The following is a 20,666-nucleotide window of genomic DNA, read 5'->3' on the forward strand; positions in this document are numbered from 1 at the left end:
ATCCTATGAACTACTTTACTATTCTATGATAAAGGAATGATGAACATGACCTGGTTAATAAAAAATTGGTATGTAGTTGTAATTGTAGGAGCAATCATTATTTGGTTAGTTGTGGATCCATCTGTAGAGAAATCTGATCAAACAAGTGTAGAGTTAGATAGGATGGAAGAAGTGGAACAAGAGACAGAGGAGGAAATAGTAATCGATGCAACTTATAAAATTGATGTGAAGGGTGAGGTAAAACAGCCAGGTGTTTATCAAGTATCAGAGAATGATAGAGTGGAAGATGTGATTGATTTAGCTGGTGGTTTTAATGAAGACGCAGATGTCGAGCAAATCAATTTGGCAGAGCGCGTATATGATGAAATGGTTATTTTTATACCTGGAATAGGTGAAGAAGTAGAAGCTAATTTATTTGAAAATCAAGATAATCAAAAAGTGAAAGTTAATACAGCAACAGTTGAAGAAATTCAAACAATTCCCGGGATTGGTGAGGTGAAAGCAAATGCGATTATTGAATATCGAGAGACAAATGGACGATTTAAACAAATGGAAGATTTGACGCAAGTATCAGGAATAGGCGAGAAAACAGTAGAGAAGATGGAAGAATATATACAAATACCATAATGTTATTGACGCTATCTATTAGGAAGAGTAAACTCTTTTATAGAAGTTGAGCAAAACTTATCAGGAAGTGAACGTTCGTTTATCCTCCGCTTCATTTCGTTATTAGAACTCAGAGCTTGAAGTGGAAGTGTTACGGAGTCGTGTCTTGTATTAAAATGGAGTAACTTTAGATTTTGTATAGAATCGAGAAAGGAAGTAATAAAATGGAAAGAATTTCGTGGCATCAATATTTCATGGCACAAAGCCATTTGCTTGCTTTACGAAGCACATGTGAAAGATTAATGGTTGGTGCAACCATCGTAAGGGACAAACGTATTATTGCAGGTGGGTATAATGGTAGTGTATCAGGTAGTGTGCATTGTATTGATGAAGGTTGTTATGTAATTGATGGTCATTGTGTGCGTACAATACATGCTGAGATGAACGCTATTTTACAATGTGCAAAATTCGGTGCTTCTACCGAAAATGCAGAAATTTATGTTACACATTTTCCTTGTTTAAATTGTTGTAAAGCAATTATTCAAAGTGGGATTAAAACCGTTTATTATGCAGAAGATTATAAAAACCATCCATATGCTATCGAATTGTTTGAACAGTCTGGTGTCCATGTGGAGAAAGTAGCGTTAGATCAACATTATATATCACTAAAACCATAATAAAATATGGGGTGAGGGAGGTGATGACCGTTTGTATCAACGATTGCACTGGTTTGTTATCATATATGTTCTCTGTTTTTTGATGAAGGACATTGACGTAAAAGCCTTTATCGTCTTAGGTGTCGTTATTAGTATGTATTTCATTGCTTCGCATCGTTTTCCAAAATGGTTAATCGCCTCACTCATTCTTTTTATGGTAGTATCCTATTATCAGCTCCCTTCATTACCTACCTATTCTCATGCAGATGAAACCAATGCGTCTGATTCCCTTCAAGGAACGATTACTTCACAAGTTGAACATAACGAAAACTATATTCGTTTTGTTTTTCGCACTCTAAATGACAAACGAGTACAAGTCTATTATTTTGTTAATAAGGAAGATATATCACTTAACCACTCTGTTTTCAAGACAGGTGCCACCTGTGCATTAACTGGTACATTTCAATCCATCCCTTCAAAACGTAATCCGGGACAATTTGATTATCAGCATTATTTAGCAACACAGGGAATAGAACAACAATTTGTTATAGATCCGACTCTCTCCAATGATTGTCAAGGGAGTTCAGCTTGGCAAAAAATTGTTGATCTACGCAATCAAATTCTTACACATATCGAAAATCATGTCAGTTCATTTACCTATAGTTGGTTTGCGGCACTCTTGTTCGGTCAACGCGATTATGTAGAGGACGAAACGATTGATTTATTCCAAAATTGGAATTTAACTCATTTGCTAGCTATTTCCGGTTTGCATGTTGGCTTGATTTTGGCCATTGTTTACATGCTTTTCTTATTTATGTTTCGGATAACCGTAGAAAAAGCACAAATATTAATTGCTTGTTTACTGTTTTTGTACCCACTTATGGCTGGGGGAGCACCTTCTGTTTGGCGAGCAAGCTTATTAGCAATTGTTGTTATTGTTTTTTCTAAACTTCCATTGCGTCTTAGTACAACTGATTTGCTTAGTATAGTATTTTTATTAATGGTTATGTTCAATCCATTTATTATATACTCTTTAGCATTTCAGTTTAGTTTTATTGTTACATTCTCCATTATTTTATCAGCTAGGTTATTAAATGAACCAGTATCTTATATGTGGATTGCTCTCAGAGTTTCTCTTATTAGTATGCTCGTTATTCTGCCCATTCAATTACATAATTTTTATCACATTCAACCGTTATCTGTTCTTCTTAATATATTGATTATACCATACTTTACCATTATTGTATTACCACTGTTATTTATAATGTTATTGCTATCACCTATCTCCAATATATTACCAATTTTTGATCATATATTTAGTAAAATTCATTCATCTGTACTTACGTTGTTAAATCAGTTAGATAGCCATATTTCAGCCACATGGGTGATAGGTGAATTTCCATTTGTGCTTTATTTCCCTTATTATTTATTATTATGGATGTTTCTTATTAATTTTGAACGGAAAAAGTGGGTAGAAGCTATGCAATATAGTGTATTGCTGGTTTTGTTATTAGTATTTTGTTCTGTGAAACCATATTTAGATTCTAACGGCTATATTACGATGCTCGATATCGGACAAGGAGATGCGATGGTGATTGAATTACCATATAGGCAAGCAGTAATACTAATGGATGCAGGTGGCAAATTAGAAGCTGATTTTTCACAAGCTTCTTCAGAAATTTTTGACCAAATAATCGATCCATTTTTAAAGTCGAAAGGGATCAGTAAGCTTGATGCAATCATACTATCCCACGCCGATCATGATCATGTTGGTAGTGTACCTGATCTTTTAAATCATTATGAGGTAGAAGCGGTAATTACTAGTCCGTTTTTCGATGAAGAGATAAAGCAACAGTATCAACAAATAGATGATGCTGTTGAGTATTATGCGGTAAAAGGTGGAGATTCATTTCAAGTGAAAAAGCAAGCATTTGAAGTATTTTACCCTGTCCAAAATAATACAGATAAAAATGAAAATTCACTTGTGCTAAGTAGCAAGTTTGGACCTAACAGATGGTTATTTACAGGAGATTTGGGCAAAACTGGCGAAAAAGAAATTATTAATCAGTATTCAAATCTACAAGCGGATATATTAAAAGTAGGGCATCATGGCAGTAAATCATCTAGTTCTACTTCCTTTTTGTCAACATTAGGTGCAAAGATCGGCTTAATTTCTGTTGGCCAGCATAATCGCTATAATCATCCGCATCATGAAGTTTTAAATCATTTGAGCGATCATCATATGAGTGTTATGCGTACAGATGAGCAAGGTGCTATAATTTATAAATATAGTAAAGAAAGTGGAACTTTTTATCCTTTTATTCCATACAATACTGTAGATAAACAATAGGAAAAACATCTTCGGCTCATCTTTGAGCGACTGCTGTAGCTTTATCACGGTGCAAATGTCCGTAAACACTTACTGGTTGAAGTCATCTTTTATATACGCGAGTAATTTCATTATTGATTTTTTCTTATCCTAACGTAAAAGAAAAAGCGAGACTAAAGACTAGCCTCGCCCTCTTCGTTATGAAACAATGGCATCAAAGAAAACACCGATAAAGAAGATGATCATAAAAAATAAAAACGAAAAAACAAAACCAAAACCAGCGTCAAAAATATCGTGTCGTCTTGACTGAACTTCTTTTTCAAATTCATTCATTGCTAGTTCCTCCTTAACATATGAAATCAAAGTAATATGAATTACTTCTATTAACAGGTGAAGCGCTTTAATGACTAATCCAAAACATCAGATTCCCTTACTTAGCAAGAGTTAACACCTATATATTTTAGGTATCAGGTCAATCTATATATAAGGAAATACCCGTAAGCTCGATTAGATTCCTAGGGCTAAATGAGCTTACGTTCATATAGATTGCAGAGGGAAGGTTGTGTTGCTTCCCTCTTTTATTCATTTTGTGTACTTTAATTTAGTTTAATCTTATTATACAATAAAACATATTCAATTTTATTTCAACTGTTTATCATGCAAGATTAAATCAGTTACATATTTGGGGATGAGTAAATGAGTTATTTAGCTAGTATTAAAGAAATGAAGAAGGGTAAGTTTGATCCTATTTATTATTTTCAAGGAACAGAGACATATATGATAGAAGCGTTAAAACAAGCCCTTGTTACTAATGGAATTGGTCAAGATGAACATGACACCAATCTGTCGATATATGATTTAGAGGAAACGTCGATTCAAGAGGTTGTTACGGATGCAGAGACTTTTCCCTTTTTAGGAGAAAGAAAAATCATTATTGCGAATAATGCAGATTTCTTAAAAGCAAAGCCATCCAAAAATGACATAGAACATCAACCAGAAGTGCTTATTGATTATTTGCAAAATCCTGCACCATACTCCATTTTAGTCATTATTGCACCGTACGAAAAAGTTGATGAACGTAAGAAAATAGTAAAGCAATTAAAAAAAGGAGCAAAAACGGTTGCTTGTGAGCCGTTGAAGGAATGGAATATTCAAGAGGTTATTCAATCCATTGCACAGGAACATAGAGTAACATTACCTGACCAAGTAGTGACGTACTTCATCAATGAGATCGGTACTAATTTGATGATTATTCACTCAGAAATGGAAAAGCTCGCTTTATATGTAGGAGAAGGTAATGAAATAAGAATGGAAGATGCCGAATTATTGTTATCCAATCCAGAAAATAGCTCTGCATTAAAACTTGTTGATGCTATTGTGACGAATGATTTAGCTAAAGCGATTGATATCACGAAGGATCTAGAAAAGGTGGGGGAGGATCCGATCGCGCTAATAGCTTTAGTTTCATCACAATTTAGAACATTACTTCATGCTAAGATTTTAAAGCAAAAAGGATATACGGAAAAGCAGTTAGCTAGTCAGTTAAAGATTCATCCATATGTAGCAAAACTATCGCTTAAGCGTCAAGCTAATTTTCAAATGAAAGAACTGAAAGAAGCGATTGATCTATTAGCGAATACAGATGCTCAAATAAAGTCGGGGAGAATGGACAAATCATTAGCTTTTGAATTGTTATTATATCAACTCATTACGAATAGAAAAAACATATCATAATAAAAAACCACAACAGTTCATGTCTGTTGTGGTTTTTTATTATGCGCTTAGTCCGTTAATCTTTTGTGCTAAGCGAGATTTTTGGCGGTTACCTTTGTTTTTGTGAACAAGCCCTTTTTGTACAGCTTTGTCAATTTTCTTCACTGCAGTAGCGAATGCAGTTTTTGCATTTTCAATATCTTTGCTTTCAACTAATGCTTCCACTTTCTTAATATGTGAACGCATATCTGCTTTTACTGATTGGTTTTGTAGACGGTGATCTTCATTCACACGTACACGTTTGATAGCTGATTTAATATTTGCCAATGTTTTCACCTCCATCTTACTTCATGCCAACCTTAAGTTAGGTCAAATGACATTGTACCAAAGCTTAGCAGAGTTTTCAATAAAAATTATTGTTTAAAAGCAAAATAATGCCGATGTATCTTTTTTTACTTATCGGAAAAGCTACAAAAAAGGACCTATTAAGCAATCGCTGTCTAAAAGCGAGAGTATCCTGTTGTGTTGGCTAGGCTTTCTTCCATTCTAGATGATGACGAGTGTTGGCAAACCACTCCGACAAAACACTTTGCTTTCCTAGGGTACGGCGGTCTGCTAACTTTGTGAAGAAGAGCACTTCACAAAGTGGATCTTCAGCTCGTACTGTTCCCTAGGAGTCTTCGTGTTTTGTCTCCGCTATATGATGCATTCTACTGTTTGTAAGTGGAAATATGATGATTCATTTCCAAAAGGAATGCGCTTAGTCAAAGGACATGAAATGTAAGTATTCCTCTCTCTTTCAATAGAGAATATAACCAAAGCGAAGGCAGAATACGGAGACTCCTACAGGAATAGCATGAGCTGAAAATCCACTTTTTCAACCGCTTTTGTTGAAAAAGTTAGTTGAAGCCATGCCTGTGGCATAGAAAACACTATGAAAGCGATCTGTGCTTGAATAGATGTTGCACTTGTGCCCCGAGGGTGAAAGCAGAGTATTCTGACGTAGCGATAATTCTAGCACTTACAAACAACAGAATGGGTGAGCGCATTTCGCGGAGTATCAAACATGGAGTAACGTTTACCTCTCACTTTTAGACAGTGAAAGTGAATTTGGAAACTTATATGTACTGGAGGATGATTATTGTGGAAGAGAATCAGTTTGAAGTGAGAACCGATTTGGCGGTTGAAGCAAAGGATATGTATGTAGAAAAAGATGAAAGTAAGGAAGAACAGATTGAAGGTGTAGTGGTTAGCGAAAAGGAAATAGGTAGAGTTAAAGTAACTAATGTGGAGGTCGATGAGGTAGGGGCAAAGCATATTGGTAAAAATGCTGGTTCATATCATACGGTCTATTCTGATGCGATTAAGAAGCAAGATACAAGCTTTCAGGAAGAAACAGCTAAAGTAGTAACTAGTCAGTTGCTAGATTTAATGAGTAAAAACAATGTAGCACAAGATGCTTCGGGATTGATTGTCGGTTTAGGTAATCGCAATGTGACACCTGATGCTTTAGGTCCGCTAGTGGTAGATAAAGTACTAGTAACGAATCACTTATTTATTCATGAGCCACAGTATGTACAGGAAGGTTATCGTAAGGTAGCGACATTTACACCTGGAGTCATGGGCGTAACAGGTATTGAAACAAGTGACATTATTCAAGGTGTAATGGATAAGTACCAGCCAGGATTTGTCATAGCTATTGATGCACTTGCATCGCGATCGATTGAAAGGGTCAATGCGACTATTCAATTATCTGATTCTGGTATTCATCCAGGGTCAGGTGTTGGAAATAAACGAAAAGAGTTAAGTAAAGAAACATTAGGAGTTCCTGTTTTTGCGATTGGAGTTCCAACTGTAGTCGATGCTGTTACCATTACGAGTGATGCCATCGATTACGTGTTTAAACATATTGGCAAAGAATGGCGAGAAAAGGATAAACCATCCAAAGCATTAGCGCCTGCTGGGCTCCAATTAGGCGATCAGTCTTTATCTGAAGAAGATTTGCCATCTTTAGAAAAAAGACAAAAAATATTTGGGATGATTGGTGCTTTAGATGAACAAGAAAAACGTGCACTGATGCAAGAGGTGTTGACGCCACTAGGGCATAATTTGATGGTAACACCTAAAGAAGTGGATGGTTACATTAGTGATATGGCACATTTACTTGCTCAATCAATCAACGCTGCTATGCATGAAAATATAAATATAGATAATTTTGCACAATATACACGATAAAAATGGTTCTACTTTCTATTACCTCATCATAGACATTTACTAGACATGATAGAGGAGATAGAAAGGAGATCATTATGCGTCAACCTAATCGGTTTCGTAAACGAGTGTTTTTATTTTCTAAACATAAATTATTAATGATAGCTTCAGGTTTTATAACAGCATTTTTTTTAATGTTTATTATAGTGGGGATGCTAACAAGTATTGACCCGAATTATCGTGTAGCATCTAATACGGTGAAACAGTGGACTACTAATGTTACACAGGAGCATTTTTTATCTTTAATGATTATGGAAAATCGACTATTTGAAGAGGCTTTGCCAGACGATACTCCCCCAATAGATATGTGGAAGGTGGCATTTGAGCTAGGAACGAACGTGAGAATGCATGATGTAAGAAGTTTATTGGGAAGAGAAATTCCTGGATTCGAAATGTATGACCAACAAATATTAATTGCTGGTGAAGGAACAGATTATACTAATTTAACGGTCGAATCTACCCCGCCACTTGATATTGTTTTAGAAGAAAGAGAAGCAACACCAGTTGATGATGAACAAAAAGAAAAGCCTGAGGAAGAGGACACAGAAGAACAAGAAAAAACTACAGAAGATAAAAATGTTGTTTATATTTATAACACGCATAACAGAGAATCATTTTTACCTCATTTACCTGACACAGATGATCCTAATGATGCGTTTCATCATGAAGTAAATATTATGAATATAAGCAATCAACTAGCGAAGGATTTAGCGCATTATGGAATTGGTTCGGAAGTAGATGATACAGATATCGGTGAAATATTGAATGAGCGTGGCTGGAATTATTCATCTGATTCCTATACAGCTTCTAAAGAAGTAGTCGAAGCAGCACTTACGAATAATAATGATGTACGTTACGTGTTTGATCTTCATCGTGATAGTGTACGTGAAGACGTAACAACAACCGAAATCGATGGAGAAAAATATGCTAGGATTATGTTTGTTATCGGTGGTGATAATCCAGAACATGAAAAAAATTATGCTTTAGCGAATGAATTGCACAACCTATTGGAAGAAAAGTACCATGGCTTAAGTCGTGGAGTGATTATGTATGAAGGTGCTGGCAGAAATGGTGTTTACAATCAAGATGTATCAGAAAATGCGTTAACAATTGAAATGGGTGGCGTTGATAACACGATGGAAGAGTTATATAACACCTCAGAAGTTTTTGCAGAAATATTTAGTGAATACTATTGGGATGCAGAGGCTGTATCTGCGAATGATGAGGAGGAAAAATGAGGTGAAATACTTTTTTTATCTGTTGCTCTTAAGTCTAGTGTTTTCACTAGGGATGTATATTGGTGTTGACCGAACCGAGCATCAACAAGTGATGACTCCTACTCAAACCGCAGAACAAGTTGATGAGATAGATATAGTGAACCAAGAAGCCGTTATAGAAGAAGTGGAGCAGGATGGTATCGTAGTTAATGAAGTGGAATCATCTTTTTTACACATAGCTGCAAGTAAAGGAGAAGAAGTTGTAAAGGTCTTGTTTGATCAAATTGTCGATGTTACGTATGCGATAGTTGATGGTGTTTTTTGATGGTTAGAAGTTGCTGGACGTATATTTATGTTGAACATCCGCGTTTTCACTGCTATAATCAATGCTAGTATTGTGGTCGAATATAGGAGTTGAAGGACATTGACGAATATTAAAAATCAGAGTAAAGTACGTAATTTTTCGATCATTGCTCATATTGATCATGGAAAATCTACGTTAGCTGATCGAATTTTAGAAAAAACAAAAGCATTAACATCACGTGAAATGAAAGAGCAATTCTTGGATGCGATGGATTTAGAGCGTGAGCGAGGTATTACGATTAAATTAAATGCGGTTCAATTAAAATATGATCGTGGTGATGGAGATGAATACTTATTCCATTTAATTGATACACCAGGACATGTCGATTTTACATACGAAGTATCGCGAAGCCTTGCAGCCTGTGAAGGAGCGATATTAGTTGTCGATGCAGCACAAGGGATTGAAGCACAGACGTTAGCGAATGTGTATTTAGCATTAGATAATGATCTGGAAATTATTCCGGTTATCAACAAAGTCGATTTACCGAGTGCAGACCCAGAACGTGTTAAACAAGAAATCACAGATGTCATCGGTATAGACGGTGACGAAGCAATTTTAGCAAGTGCGAAATCTGGTATTGGAATTGAAGAAATATTAGAACAAATTGTCGAAAGAATTCCAGAACCAGCAGGAAACCCTAATGATCCATTAAAGGCATTAATTTTTGACTCCTTATATGATCCGTATCGTGGAGTTATCGCATATATTTGTGTTAAAGAAGGTTCTGTTAAAGTCGGCGATAAGATTAAAATGATGGCGACAGGAAAAGAATTTGAAGTGAATGAGGTAGGAGTGTTTAATCCGAAACCTGTAGCACAGGATTCATTAACTGTTGGTGATGTAGGTTACTTAACTGCTTCCATTAAAAATGTAGGAGATAGTCGTGTTGGGGATACTATCACGTTAGTAGATAATCCCGCTCCTGAACCATTGCCGGGTTATCGTAAAATGAATCCAATGGTATTCTGTGGACTATATCCAGTTGATGCAGATAAATACAATGATTTGCGTGAAGCATTAGAGCGTTTAGAGTTAAATGATTCTTCTTTACAATATGAGGCAGAAACATCTCAAGCATTAGGCTTCGGTTTCCGATGTGGCTTTTTAGGATTGTTGCATATGGAAATTATTCAAGAGCGTATTGAACGTGAGTTTGGTATCGATCTAATTACAACAGCGCCAAGTGTTATTTATAAAGTAGTGAAAACAGATGGAGAAGAGCTAGATATTGATAATCCATCATTCATGCCTGAAAATCAATCAGTTCAAGAGGTACAAGAACCGTTTGTCCGCGCTACAATCATGGTGCCGAATGATTTCGTTGGGCCTGTTATGGAAATTTGTCAGAAGAAACGTGGCGAATTTCAAGATATGCAATATTTAGATGATAATCGTGTAAACGTCATTTATGAAATTCCTTTATCTGAGATTGTTTATGATTTCTTTGATCAATTGAAATCTCAAACAAAAGGTTATGCGTCATTTGATTATGAAATGGTTGGGTATAAACCATCTAATCTTGTGAAAATGGATATTTTACTTAATGGTGATACGATTGATGCGTTATCATTTATTGTACACCGAGATTTTGCTTTTGAACGTGGTAAGCAAATTGCGGATAAATTAAAAGCATTAATTCCAAGACAACAATTTGAAGTGCCAATTCAAGCGGCGATTGGTAACAAAATTGTCGCAAGAACTAATATTAAAGCAATGCGTAAAAACGTATTAAGTAAATGTTATGGGGGAGATATTTCCCGTAAACGTAAATTGTTAGAGAAACAAAAAGAAGGTAAAAAACGTATGAAGATGGTGGGTTCAGTGGAAGTGCCACAAGAAGCATTTATGGCAGTTCTGAAGATGGATGATGAATAAATCAATGTTTGTGAAGAGTGGAGTGTAAAAACGCTTTTATTGCCACCTATTAGCCACCATGCTCAAATATATTGATAAGCTTATCCTAAGTCGTATGTCGTTCGAACAATGAATGACATACGACTTAATTTTGTATCACGGTACATGAGTCCGTGATACATCCATGTAAAGGACTCAATAAATACCGATAATCCCAATCATTGATAAATAGAGATAAATATAATAAAATACGTATGGTTATTATTATCTAAGAAACACGTTTAATTAAAGGGTAGAACGAATGTTTACATATAAAGTGAGACTTCAATCAGTGGAAGTTTTTGACTTCCACGATTGTTAGCGAAACTTATCAGGGAGTTAGCGTCCGTTTATCCCCTACTTAGCTTCTTCGTTTTCACTCGAACCTTGAAGTGGGGGGGTTACGGACGTTTGCACCGTGATAAAGTGTGAAATCCGAACAATGAATGGAGACTTGGCATTGTCAACAATATTACTTCTAAATTAAATGAGCATGGGCGGAATGAATGCACATAGTGAGAGAAGTGTTTTGGTGATGAAAAGTGACTTATCCATTCTTTTATGTTCGGATTTCTCTTTAGTTATCAATTGGTAGCTGAATAAAGACCACCAAACATCGAAGGAGGAAGAGACATGGTTTCGTCTGTTTATATACACATACCTTTTTGTGAAAAGATTTGCCATTACTGTGATTTCACTAAATTCTTTTATGAAGAAAAAATGGCAGATGATTATCTAGTTGCCTTAGAAAACGAGATTAAAACAAATATACAAGTACCCAAAACGAAAATGAAGACCATTTTTGTTGGTGGTGGTACACCGACAGCTTTAACGAATAAACAATTAACAAAATTAGTAGAGATGGTCGATTATTATTTTGATGTGGAAAGCGCTGAGGAATATACATTTGAAGCAAACCCTGGTGATTTAACAGAAGAGAAAATCCGTATTTTATACGAGTATGGAGTCAATCGTATTTCTATGGGTGTTCAAGACTTTAATGATGAGATGTTAGAAAAGTTGGGTAGGCTGCATCGCGTGAAGGATGTTCATCAGAATATAAATGACTTAATTCGAATAGGGATTAACAATATTAGTATTGATTTGATGTATAGTTTGCCAAACCAAACAATCGAGCATTTTGAAAAAACATTAGATGAAGCGTTGCAATTTGATTTACCGCATTATTCTGCTTATTCATTACAAATAGAGCCGAAAACTATCTTCTATCAACGTTATAAAAAAGGAAAGCTATCAAAGCCACCTGAAGAGATAGAAGCGGATATGTATGAATTATTGCGTCGAGAAATGAGAAGTAGAGGAATCCAACAATACGAAATAAGTAATTTTGCAAAATCGGGATTTGAAAGTCAACATAATTTAACCTATTGGAATAATGATTATTATTATGGTTTTGGAGCAGGGTCTCACGGCTATTTGCCCGGAGAGCGGATCGTCAACATTCGTCCTTTTCCTAAATATGTAGAAGCAGCAAATGAAACGGGTAAACCAATTCTCTATGTCGAGAAAATTGGACGTAAGGAACGCGTTGAAGAGGAAATGTTTCTAGGCTTAAGAAAAAGTGAAGGCGTATCGATTCCAACTTTCGAAGCAAAATATCAAATGAAGTTAAATGATGTATACGGAGAGGAGTTAACAGCACTTGAACAACGCGGTTGGATTGAACGTGACCAACATTTTGTGAAATTGACCGAAGAAGGTAAACCATTTGGTAATGAAGTATTTCAATATTTCTTATTGGATAAGGATATTTAAATTTGCATTTTAGTGAGAAAATCGGTGTTTCTTCGTTGACAATTGCAAGCGTATTTGATAATTTATTATTAGATTTAGCACTCGATGTTTTAGAGTGCTAACAGAGGTGATCATCGATGCTTACAGAGAGACAAATTCAAGTATTACAAGTTATTATTGATGAGTTCATCCATACGGCACAACCGATTGGCTCACGAGCTATTGCAAAAAAAGAAAAAATAAGCTATAGCCCTGCGACAATTCGGAATGAAATGGCCGATTTGGAGGAATTGGGTTATATCGAAAAGACGCACACTTCATCTGGGCGTATACCTTCAGAAAAGGGGTATCGTTTTTATGTAGACAATTTAATGTCGCCACTTCGACTGTCCAAACATGATATGACGATTATTCAAAAAACATTCAAACGAGAAATGATTGAATTTGAAAAAGTAGTGCAACAATCAGCTCGAGTATTGTCAGAGTTGACGAACTATACGTCTATTATTTTAGGGCCAGAAGTGTTCGAAACAACCTTAAAACAAATCCAATTAATCAGTTTATCTGATCAAGCAGCTGTAGCTATACTTGTGACCAACACTGGTCATGTTGAGCATCGCTACTTCACGATACCGAGGACAATGCAAGCGGCAGACTTGGAAAAATTGGTGAATATTTTGAATGACCGTCTAATCGGTGTACCAATCATTCAATTACAACAAAAAATTTATGGTGAGGTTTCACAACTTCTGCAACGATATAGTGCAGATTTTGAAACAACATATACTTATTTGAAAGAAGCACTATTAGAGAAACAACCGGCAAAACTTTATATGGATGGCAAAACAAATATCATGTTACAACCAGAATTTAATGACATTCATAAGATACAATCATTATATTCTGTCATGGAACAAGAAGAGGAATTAGCCCATTTACTCAGAGCTTCGGGTAAAGGAATTAAGGTTTCTATTGGACAGGAAAATGAACTAGATGAGATGCAAGATTGTAGTCTCATTACAGCGACCTATTCATTAGGAGATGAACAAATTGGTACTATTGCTTTGCTCGGACCAACGAGAATGGAATATTCAAGAGTTGTTTCTATTCTAAACGTATTATCTAATGGGTTGTCGAAAAAGTTTCACTCATGGTACTAGTACGGGAGATGAGGGGGAGAGATATCTCATCCTCTTTTCTCGTGTTATTATAAAATTTGATTATTTTATTAAATTATGTTTAGCTATACATTGGTTTAGGAGGTGACTGGAATGGAAGAGAAAAATACACAACAAGATCAAGAAGAAGTAGTAGAAGATGCTGAACAAGAATTAGTTACTGAAGAGCCCTCAACTGAAACAGAAGAAGGGACAGTGGCTAATGAAGAGGTAGAACAGCTTCAGAAAGAAAAAAATGATTTACAAGATCGACTTCTTCGTGTGCAAGCTGAGTATGATAACTTCAGAAAACGAACACAGAAAGAAAAGGAAGCAAACCTAAAATATAAATCACAATCGATAGTAACAGAACTTTTACCGGTTTTAGATAACTTTGAACGCGCCCTTCAAGTAGAAATTGAAGATAAAGCGGCTAAAGGTGTTGTAGAAGGTCTTGAGATGGTTTATCGCCAATTGAAGACTGTATTAAATAATGAAGGTGTAACAGAAATTGAAACTGAAAATCAAATGTTTGATCCAAACTTACACCAAGCTGTGATGCAAGTAGAGGAAGAAGGGTATGACTCTAATCAAATTGTGGAAACCTTACAAAAAGGTTATCAATTAAAAGATCGAGTTGTTCGCCCGGCTATGGTAAAAGTAAATCAGTAACTACATACGTTGTGAAGGAGGACTATGAAAATGGGAAAAATTATTGGTATTGATTTAGGTACAACTAACTCATGTGTAGCAGTAATGGAAGGTGGAGAATCTAAGGTTATTCCAAACCCAGAAGGTAACCGTACAACACCATCTGTTGTTGCATTCAAAAGTGGAGAACGTCAAATTGGGGAGGTAGCAAAACGTCAAGCTATCACAAACCCTAATACAATCCAATCCATTAAACGTCATATGGGTACGGATTACAAAGTAGAAATTGAAGGAAAAGAATATACACCACAAGAAATTTCTGCGATTATTTTACAACATTTAAAATCTTATGCAGAAGAATACTTAGGTGATACAGTTGATCAAGCTGTTATTACAGTACCTGCATATTTCAATGATGCAGAGCGTCAAGCGACAAAAGATGCTGGTAAAATTGCTGGCCTAGAAGTAGAACGTATTATTAATGAGCCTACTGCAGCAGCACTTGCATATGGTATCGATAAAGCGGATCAAGATCAAACAGTACTTGTTTATGACCTTGGTGGTGGTACATTCGACGTTTCTATCCTTGATATTGGGGAAGGTACATTCGAAGTAGTATCTACAGCAGGTGATAATCGCCTTGGTGGAGATGACTTTGACCAAGTATTAATCGACTATATGGTAGAAGAGTTCAAGAAAGAAAACGGTATTGACCTTGGTCAAGATAAAATGGCACTTCAACGTTTGAAAGATGCTGCTGAAAAAGCGAAAAAAGATCTTTCAGGTGTAGCTCAAACACAAGTGTCACTACCATTTATTACTGCTGGTGATGCTGGTCCGTTACACTTAGAAATGAATATTACTAGAGCGAAGTTTGATGAATTATCTGCTGGTTTAGTAGAAAGAACAATGGGACCTACTCGTCAAGCTTTAAAAGATGCAGATTTATCTGCAAGTGAAATTGATAAAGTAATTCTAGTTGGTGGATCTACTCGTATTCCTGCCGTACAAGAAGCGATTAAGAAAGAAATCGGTAGTGAACCATCTAAAGGAGTTAACCCTGATGAAGTAGTAGCGCTTGGTGCTGCAATTCAAGGTGGGGTTCTTCAAGGTGATGTGAAGGATGTCGTATTACTTGACGTTACACCATTATCATTAGGTATTGAAACAATGGGTGGCGTTTCTACAAAATTAATTGAGCGTAATACAACTATTCCAACAAGTGCACAGCAAGTGTTCTCTACTGCTGCAGATAACCAAACTGCTGTAGACATTCATGTACTTCAAGGTGAGCGTGAAATGGCTCAAGATAATAAAACACTTGGTCGTTTCCAGTTAGCGGATATTCCAGCAGCACCACGTGGAGTACCACAAATTGAAGTATCATTTGACATTGATGCGAATGGTATTGTAAATGTTCGTGCCAAAGATTTAGGTACAAATAAAGAACAGTCTATTACTATTAAATCTTCTTCAGGTCTTTCTGATGAAGAAGTAGAAAAAATGGTTCACGAAGCAGAAGAAAATGCGGATGCTGATAAGAAACGTCGTGAAGCAGTAGAACTTCGTAATGAAGCTGACCAATTAGTATTCCAAACAGATAAAACATTGAAAGACCTTGCTGACAATGTTTCTGAAGAGGAAAAACAAAAAGCTGAAGCGGCAAAAGAAGAATTGAAAAAAGCGCTTGAAGGTGAAGATCTAGACGACATTAAAGCGAAGAAAGAAGCGCTAGAGCAAGAAGTTCAAACACTTACAATGAAACTGTATGAACAAGCGCAACAACAAGCACAAGCTAATGGTGCAGAAGGTGAAGATGCACAACAGACAAACGATGATGTTGTAGATGCAGACTACGAAGAAGTAGACGACGAAGATAAAAAATAAACTGCATATAAAATAATGTCTAGAAAAAGTCAAAGTCAGTATTACATGACTTTGACTTTTTCCATGAATAAGACAGAAATGAACGTTCTGTCGTTGAAATGAATAGTAGTAATATTAGTTGCTTATCGTTAACAATCAATGTTATGATAATGTTTATGCAATAATTGAGCGGGAGTGTGATCAGTCAGTGAGTAAACGAGATTATTATGAGGTATTAGGTGTATCGAAAAGTGCTTCAAAAGAAGAAATAAAGAAAGCATACCGTAAGCTTGCGAGAAAATATCACCCAGACGTTAATCAAGAAGAGGGAACCGACCAAAAGTTTAAAGAAGTAAAAGAAGCGTACGAAGTGTTAGGAAATGAACAAAAACGTGCTCAATATGATCAGTTTGGTCATGCAGGTCCACAAAGCCAAGGTGGATTTGGAGGAGCTGAAGACTTCGGTGGCTTTGGTGATATATTTGATATGTTCTTTGGTGGTGGCGGTCGTAGAAGAGATCCAAATGCCCCACGTCAAGGAAATGACTTGCAATATACAATGACTTTAGACTTTGAGGAAGCTATTTTCGGTAAAGAAACAGATATTACGATTCCAAAAGAAGAAGATTGTTCAACATGTAATGGTTCTGGGGCTAAGCCTGGAACAAAACCAGAAACATGTAGTCATTGTAATGGATCAGGTCAAATTAATGTAGAGCAAAATACGCCATTTGGTCGAGTGGTGAATCGCCGCGTATGTAACCATTGTCAAGGTACAGGGAAACATGTAAAAGAAAAATGTACAACTTGTCATGGTCAAGGAAAAGTAAAAACAAACAAGAAAATCCATGTTAGTATCCCTGCTGGTATTGATAATGGTCAACAAATCCGTGTAGCTGGTCACGGTGAGCCAGGTGTAAATGGTGGTCCTGCTGGAGATTTATATGTTATTATCCAAGTGAAAGAGCACGAATTCTATGAGCGTGAAGGGGATCATATTTATTGTGAAATGCCAGTTACGTTTGCTCAAGCAGCACTTGGGGATGAGATAGAAGTCCCTACATTACATGGAAAAGTGAAATTGAAGGTTCCTGCTGGTACGCAAACAGGTAAAACATTCCGTCTGAAAGGAAAAGGCGCACCAAATGTAAGAGGCTATGGACAAGGTGATCAACATATTAAGATTCGTGTGATAACACCAACTAATCTTTCAGACCGTCAAAAAGAATTGTTACGAGAATTTAATGAAATTAGTGGTAACCAGCCTACTGATGAACATGAGGACTCGTTCTTCCAACGTGTAAAACGTGCATTCAAAGGTGAGTAATAAACTTTATATGCAAAAAAGCAAAAAGTTATGTACAAAGTATAAAGTGAGACTTCAATCGGTGGGAGTTTTTAACTTCCACTGATTGTTAGCGAAACTTATCAGGGAGTTAGCGTCCGTTTATCCCCCATCTTCGCTTCCTCGTTTTCACTCGAACCTTGAAGTGGGGGTTTTACGGACGTTTGCACCGTGATAAGCGAAACGACGACACTTACCTTAAAGTAGTAAAGGTGGAGTGGAGTTTTTCTCATGAGGATAGTAAGTGCATTAGGGTTAGATAGCGATCTAGCCCTAAGCACTTTTCGCTTTTTATAAAAAATATCTTGCAAAGTGAGTTGATCTGTGTGAAGTGGACAGAGCTGAGTATCTATACGACTAATGAGGCGATTGAACCTATCTCAAACATTATTCATGAAGCGGGTGCTAGTGGTGTTGTTATTGAAGATCGTGAGGATTTAGAAAGAGATTGGCAAGGCTTATATGGGGAGATTTTCGACTTGAATCCTGATGACTATCCTGAAGAAGGGGTTCGTTTAAAGGCCTATCTTCCTGTAAATAGTTTTTTAGGAGAAACAGTTTCAGAAATCAAACAAGCCATTAACAATTTGCTTTTATATGACATTGATATCGGGCTAAATAAAATTACATTAAGTGAAGTGAATGAAGAAGAGTGGGCTACTGCTTGGAAAAAGTATTATAAACCTGCTAAAATTTCGGAACGTGTAACCATTACACCTACATGGGAAGATTACCAGCCAGTCTCCACAGATGAACTTATCATTGAACTTGATCCTGGTATGGCTTTTGGAACAGGGACACACCCTACAACCGTTTTAAGTATTCAAGCACTAGAGCGTTTTATTCAAGACGGTGATACAGTGTTAGATGTAGGCTGTGGTTCAGGTGTTTTAAGTATTGCTTCTGTATTATTAGGTGCGGATCGTGTTTTTGCCTATGATTTAGATGAAGTAGCCACTCAAAGCACAAAATTAAATGTGAAAGTGAACAAGGTTGATAGTAAGGTAGAAGTGAAGCAAAATAATTTACTAGAAAATGTGGAGCATGAAGCAGATATCATTGTTGCTAATATTCTAGCAGAGATTATTCTACGCTTTGAAAAAGCTGCCTTTGACAAAATGAAGCCTGGTGGATACTTTATTACTTCAGGTATTATTCAAAAGAAAAAACAAGATGTTAAAGATGGCCTCGAAGAAGCTGGATTCAACATAGTAGAAATAAATCAAATGGAAGATTGGATTTCTATCATAGCCCAAAAGCCTGAAGAAAGTAGGTAATGGGATGCAGCGATATTTTATTGAAAAAGACAACTGGTCTGATATAGACATAAAAATTGTCGGTGACGATGTTCATCATATTGTACGTGTGATGCGGATGGAACAAGGTGATGCATTTATCGCAAATCGATATGATGGAAAATCTGCGCTAGCCATTATTGATTCGCTAGATGATGACTTAGTAACAGCTAAAGTAGATAGTTGGCTTGATGAAGAGTCTGAATCACCAGTCGATATTACGATTGTTCAAGGTTTGCCTAAAGGCGATAAATGGGAATATATTTTACAAAAAGGAACAGAACTAGGAGCATCCCATTTTGTCCCTTTTCAAGCAACAAGATCTGTAACAAAGTGGGATAGCAAAAAATTAAAGAAAAAGCTACCTAGATGGCAAAAAATCGTAAAAGAAGCTAGTGAACAGTCTCATCGTACGAAAATTCCGACAGTTGAGTCAGTCATATCCGTTAAAACATTACTGGATAATAGTTATTTATATGATTGGAAGTTTTTCGCTTATGAAGAAGAGGCGAAAGAACACCAATCAGTTAAGTTACACCATTATTTCTCCAAAATAAAAGAAGGTGATTCTGTCCTAATTTGTATTGGCCCAGAGGGTGGATTTAGTGAAGAAGAAGCACGTCAATTACGTGAGGCGGACTTCCAAGCCATTCGCCTCGGGCCACGTATATTACGAACAGAAACAGCTCCTTTATATGTGTTAACAGGTCTATCTTATTGTTTGGAAGAGATGTGATAGAAATCTAGGGATTGTAACTAGTTTTTTCTATTTAAAACAGTTGACCTATTATGAATGGTATATTATAATTGCAAAGAGACATATGTATGCTTACATATGTTTGATTAATTTTGTTGTATGCTTCGGAGGGAGGGAAATTAGCATGTCTAACACAACTCGCGTTCGTAAAAACGAGTCACTTGAAGATGCTCTTCGTCGCTTTAAACGTAGTGTATCAAAATCTGGTACATTATCTGAATATCGTAAGCGTGAATTTTATGAGAAACCTAGTGTTCGCCGTAAGAAAAAATCGGAGGCAGCTAGAAAGCGTAAATTTTAAAGAGGGTGTAATGAAATAATGGCAATCGTTGAACTTTTGAACCAGGATATGAAACAGGCGATGAAGAACAAAGATAAAGTCAAATTAAGTGTAATTAGAATGGTTAAAGCATCGATACAAAATGAAGCCATTAAATTGCAAAAAGATGCATTGTCTGAAGAAGAAGAGTTAACGGTTTTAGCCAGAGAGCTAAAACAACGAAAAGATTCCCTCCACGAATTTAAAGAAGCTGGACGCGAAGATCTTGTAAGCAAGTTAGATGATGAGATAAATATAATACAAGCTTATATGCCTGAACAGCTTTCTGATGAAGAATTAGAGGAAATAGTTGTTCAGACGATCGAGGAAGTTCAAGCTGGATCCAAAAAAGATATGGGGAAAGTAATGAGCGCGCTTATGCCGAAAGTTAAAGGAAAAGCAGAAGGCTCACGAGTGAATCAATTGGTTCAAAAGAACTTATCATAAACGAACATAATGTATTCATTCACAA

Annotated in this window: 18 protein-coding genes and 1 pseudogene; 17 read left to right on the forward strand and 2 right to left on the reverse strand. The window is 36.2% G+C overall.

Annotated features, from left to right (window positions below; genetic code table 11):
• Positions 1-45: 45 nt before the first annotated feature.
• The 3 genes and pseudogenes from SH601_RS07955 to SH601_RS07965 all read left to right on the forward strand — a co-directional run bounded on the left by SH601_RS07955 (position 46) and on the right by SH601_RS07965 (position 3,612).
• On the forward strand, positions 46-627 hold the full coding sequence (locus SH601_RS07955) for a helix-hairpin-helix domain-containing protein (protein ID WP_319957762.1): 582 nt from the start codon (positions 46-48) through the stop codon (positions 625-627).
• A 203-nt stretch (positions 628-830) separates the two neighbouring features.
• A pseudogene (locus SH601_RS07960) lies at positions 831-1,277 on the forward strand (ComE operon protein 2); the annotation flags it as partial.
• A gap of 37 nt (positions 1,278-1,314) precedes the next feature.
• Entirely contained in the window at positions 1,315-3,612 is a 2,298-nt protein-coding gene (locus tag SH601_RS07965) for a DNA internalization-related competence protein ComEC/Rec2 (RefSeq protein ID WP_319957764.1), read from the forward strand.
• Between the two features lie 177 nt (positions 3,613-3,789).
• On the opposite strand, the gene SH601_RS07970 is transcribed toward SH601_RS07965, so the two are convergent.
• Positions 3,790-3,924, reverse strand: coding sequence for a YqzM family protein (locus tag SH601_RS07970; protein WP_319957765.1), 135 nt, complete (start codon positions 3,922-3,924; stop codon positions 3,790-3,792).
• 363 nt (positions 3,925-4,287) lie between these two features.
• Here SH601_RS07970 and holA point away from each other — a divergent pair, with 363 nt between their 5' ends.
• A complete protein-coding gene (holA, locus tag SH601_RS07975) occupies positions 4,288-5,325 on the forward strand; it encodes a DNA polymerase III subunit delta (RefSeq protein ID WP_319957766.1) in 1,038 nt (345 codons plus the stop codon).
• Between the two features lie 39 nt (positions 5,326-5,364).
• Here holA and rpsT read toward each other — a convergent pair whose 3' ends face one another.
• Entirely contained in the window at positions 5,365-5,631 is a 267-nt protein-coding gene (gene rpsT / locus SH601_RS07980; protein ID WP_319957767.1) for a 30S ribosomal protein S20, read from the reverse strand.
• 816 nt (positions 5,632-6,447) lie between these two features.
• On the opposite strand from rpsT, the gene gpr reads away from it, so the two are divergent.
• The 13 genes from gpr (at position 6,448) to SH601_RS08045 (ending at position 20,641) form a co-directional block, all read left to right on the forward strand.
• Positions 6,448-7,539 (forward strand): GPR endopeptidase, encoded by a 1,092-nt coding sequence (gene gpr / locus SH601_RS07985; protein ID WP_319957768.1) that lies wholly within the window; start codon positions 6,448-6,450, stop codon positions 7,537-7,539.
• Positions 7,540-7,613: 74 nt separating this feature from the next.
• The gene (spoIIP, locus tag SH601_RS07990; protein WP_319957769.1) at positions 7,614-8,813 is read left to right on the forward strand and encodes a stage II sporulation protein P; all 1,200 of its coding nucleotides are present in this window, start codon (positions 7,614-7,616) and stop codon (positions 8,811-8,813) included.
• A 1-nt stretch (position 8,814) separates the two neighbouring features.
• Positions 8,815-9,117: a hypothetical protein gene (locus SH601_RS07995; protein WP_319957770.1), complete on the forward strand. Its 303-nt coding sequence runs from the start codon at positions 8,815-8,817 to the stop codon at positions 9,115-9,117.
• A 99-nt stretch (positions 9,118-9,216) separates the two neighbouring features.
• A complete protein-coding gene (gene lepA / locus SH601_RS08000) occupies positions 9,217-11,031 on the forward strand; it encodes a translation elongation factor 4 (protein ID WP_319957771.1) in 1,815 nt (604 codons plus the stop codon).
• Between the two features lie 651 nt (positions 11,032-11,682).
• Entirely contained in the window at positions 11,683-12,825 is a 1,143-nt protein-coding gene (hemW, locus tag SH601_RS08005) for a radical SAM family heme chaperone HemW (protein WP_319957772.1), read from the forward strand.
• A 116-nt stretch (positions 12,826-12,941) separates the two neighbouring features.
• The gene (hrcA, locus tag SH601_RS08010; RefSeq protein ID WP_319957773.1) at positions 12,942-13,964 is read left to right on the forward strand and encodes a heat-inducible transcriptional repressor HrcA; all 1,023 of its coding nucleotides are present in this window, start codon (positions 12,942-12,944) and stop codon (positions 13,962-13,964) included.
• A gap of 111 nt (positions 13,965-14,075) precedes the next feature.
• Positions 14,076-14,633, forward strand: coding sequence for a nucleotide exchange factor GrpE (gene grpE, locus SH601_RS08015; RefSeq protein WP_319957774.1), 558 nt, complete (start codon positions 14,076-14,078; stop codon positions 14,631-14,633).
• A gap of 30 nt (positions 14,634-14,663) precedes the next feature.
• Positions 14,664-16,499, forward strand: coding sequence for a molecular chaperone DnaK (gene dnaK, locus SH601_RS08020; RefSeq protein WP_319957775.1), 1,836 nt, complete (start codon positions 14,664-14,666; stop codon positions 16,497-16,499).
• Positions 16,500-16,686: 187 nt separating this feature from the next.
• Positions 16,687-17,805 carry a molecular chaperone DnaJ gene (gene dnaJ, locus SH601_RS08025; RefSeq protein ID WP_319957776.1) on the forward strand — a complete coding sequence of 373 codons (1,119 nt, stop codon included), beginning with the start codon at positions 16,687-16,689 and terminating at the stop codon, positions 17,803-17,805.
• Between the two features lie 344 nt (positions 17,806-18,149).
• Complete coding sequence (gene prmA, locus SH601_RS08030) at positions 18,150-19,100, forward strand: 50S ribosomal protein L11 methyltransferase (RefSeq protein WP_319957777.1); 951 nt, start codon at positions 18,150-18,152, stop codon at positions 19,098-19,100.
• 4 nt (positions 19,101-19,104) lie between these two features.
• Positions 19,105-19,854: a 16S rRNA (uracil(1498)-N(3))-methyltransferase gene (locus SH601_RS08035; protein WP_319957778.1), complete on the forward strand. Its 750-nt coding sequence runs from the start codon at positions 19,105-19,107 to the stop codon at positions 19,852-19,854.
• A gap of 145 nt (positions 19,855-19,999) precedes the next feature.
• Positions 20,000-20,176 carry a 30S ribosomal protein S21 gene (gene rpsU / locus SH601_RS08040; RefSeq protein WP_018931586.1) on the forward strand — a complete coding sequence of 59 codons (177 nt, stop codon included), beginning with the start codon at positions 20,000-20,002 and terminating at the stop codon, positions 20,174-20,176.
• Positions 20,177-20,194: 18 nt separating this feature from the next.
• Positions 20,195-20,641, forward strand: a complete 447-nt coding sequence (locus tag SH601_RS08045; RefSeq protein ID WP_319957779.1) for a GatB/YqeY domain-containing protein — start codon at positions 20,195-20,197, stop codon at positions 20,639-20,641.
• Positions 20,642-20,666: the final 25 nt, after the last annotated feature.

This window comes from Gracilibacillus pellucidus (assembly GCF_033949965.1).
Lineage (GTDB): Bacteria > Bacillota > Bacilli > Bacillales > Amphibacillaceae > Gracilibacillus > Gracilibacillus pellucidus.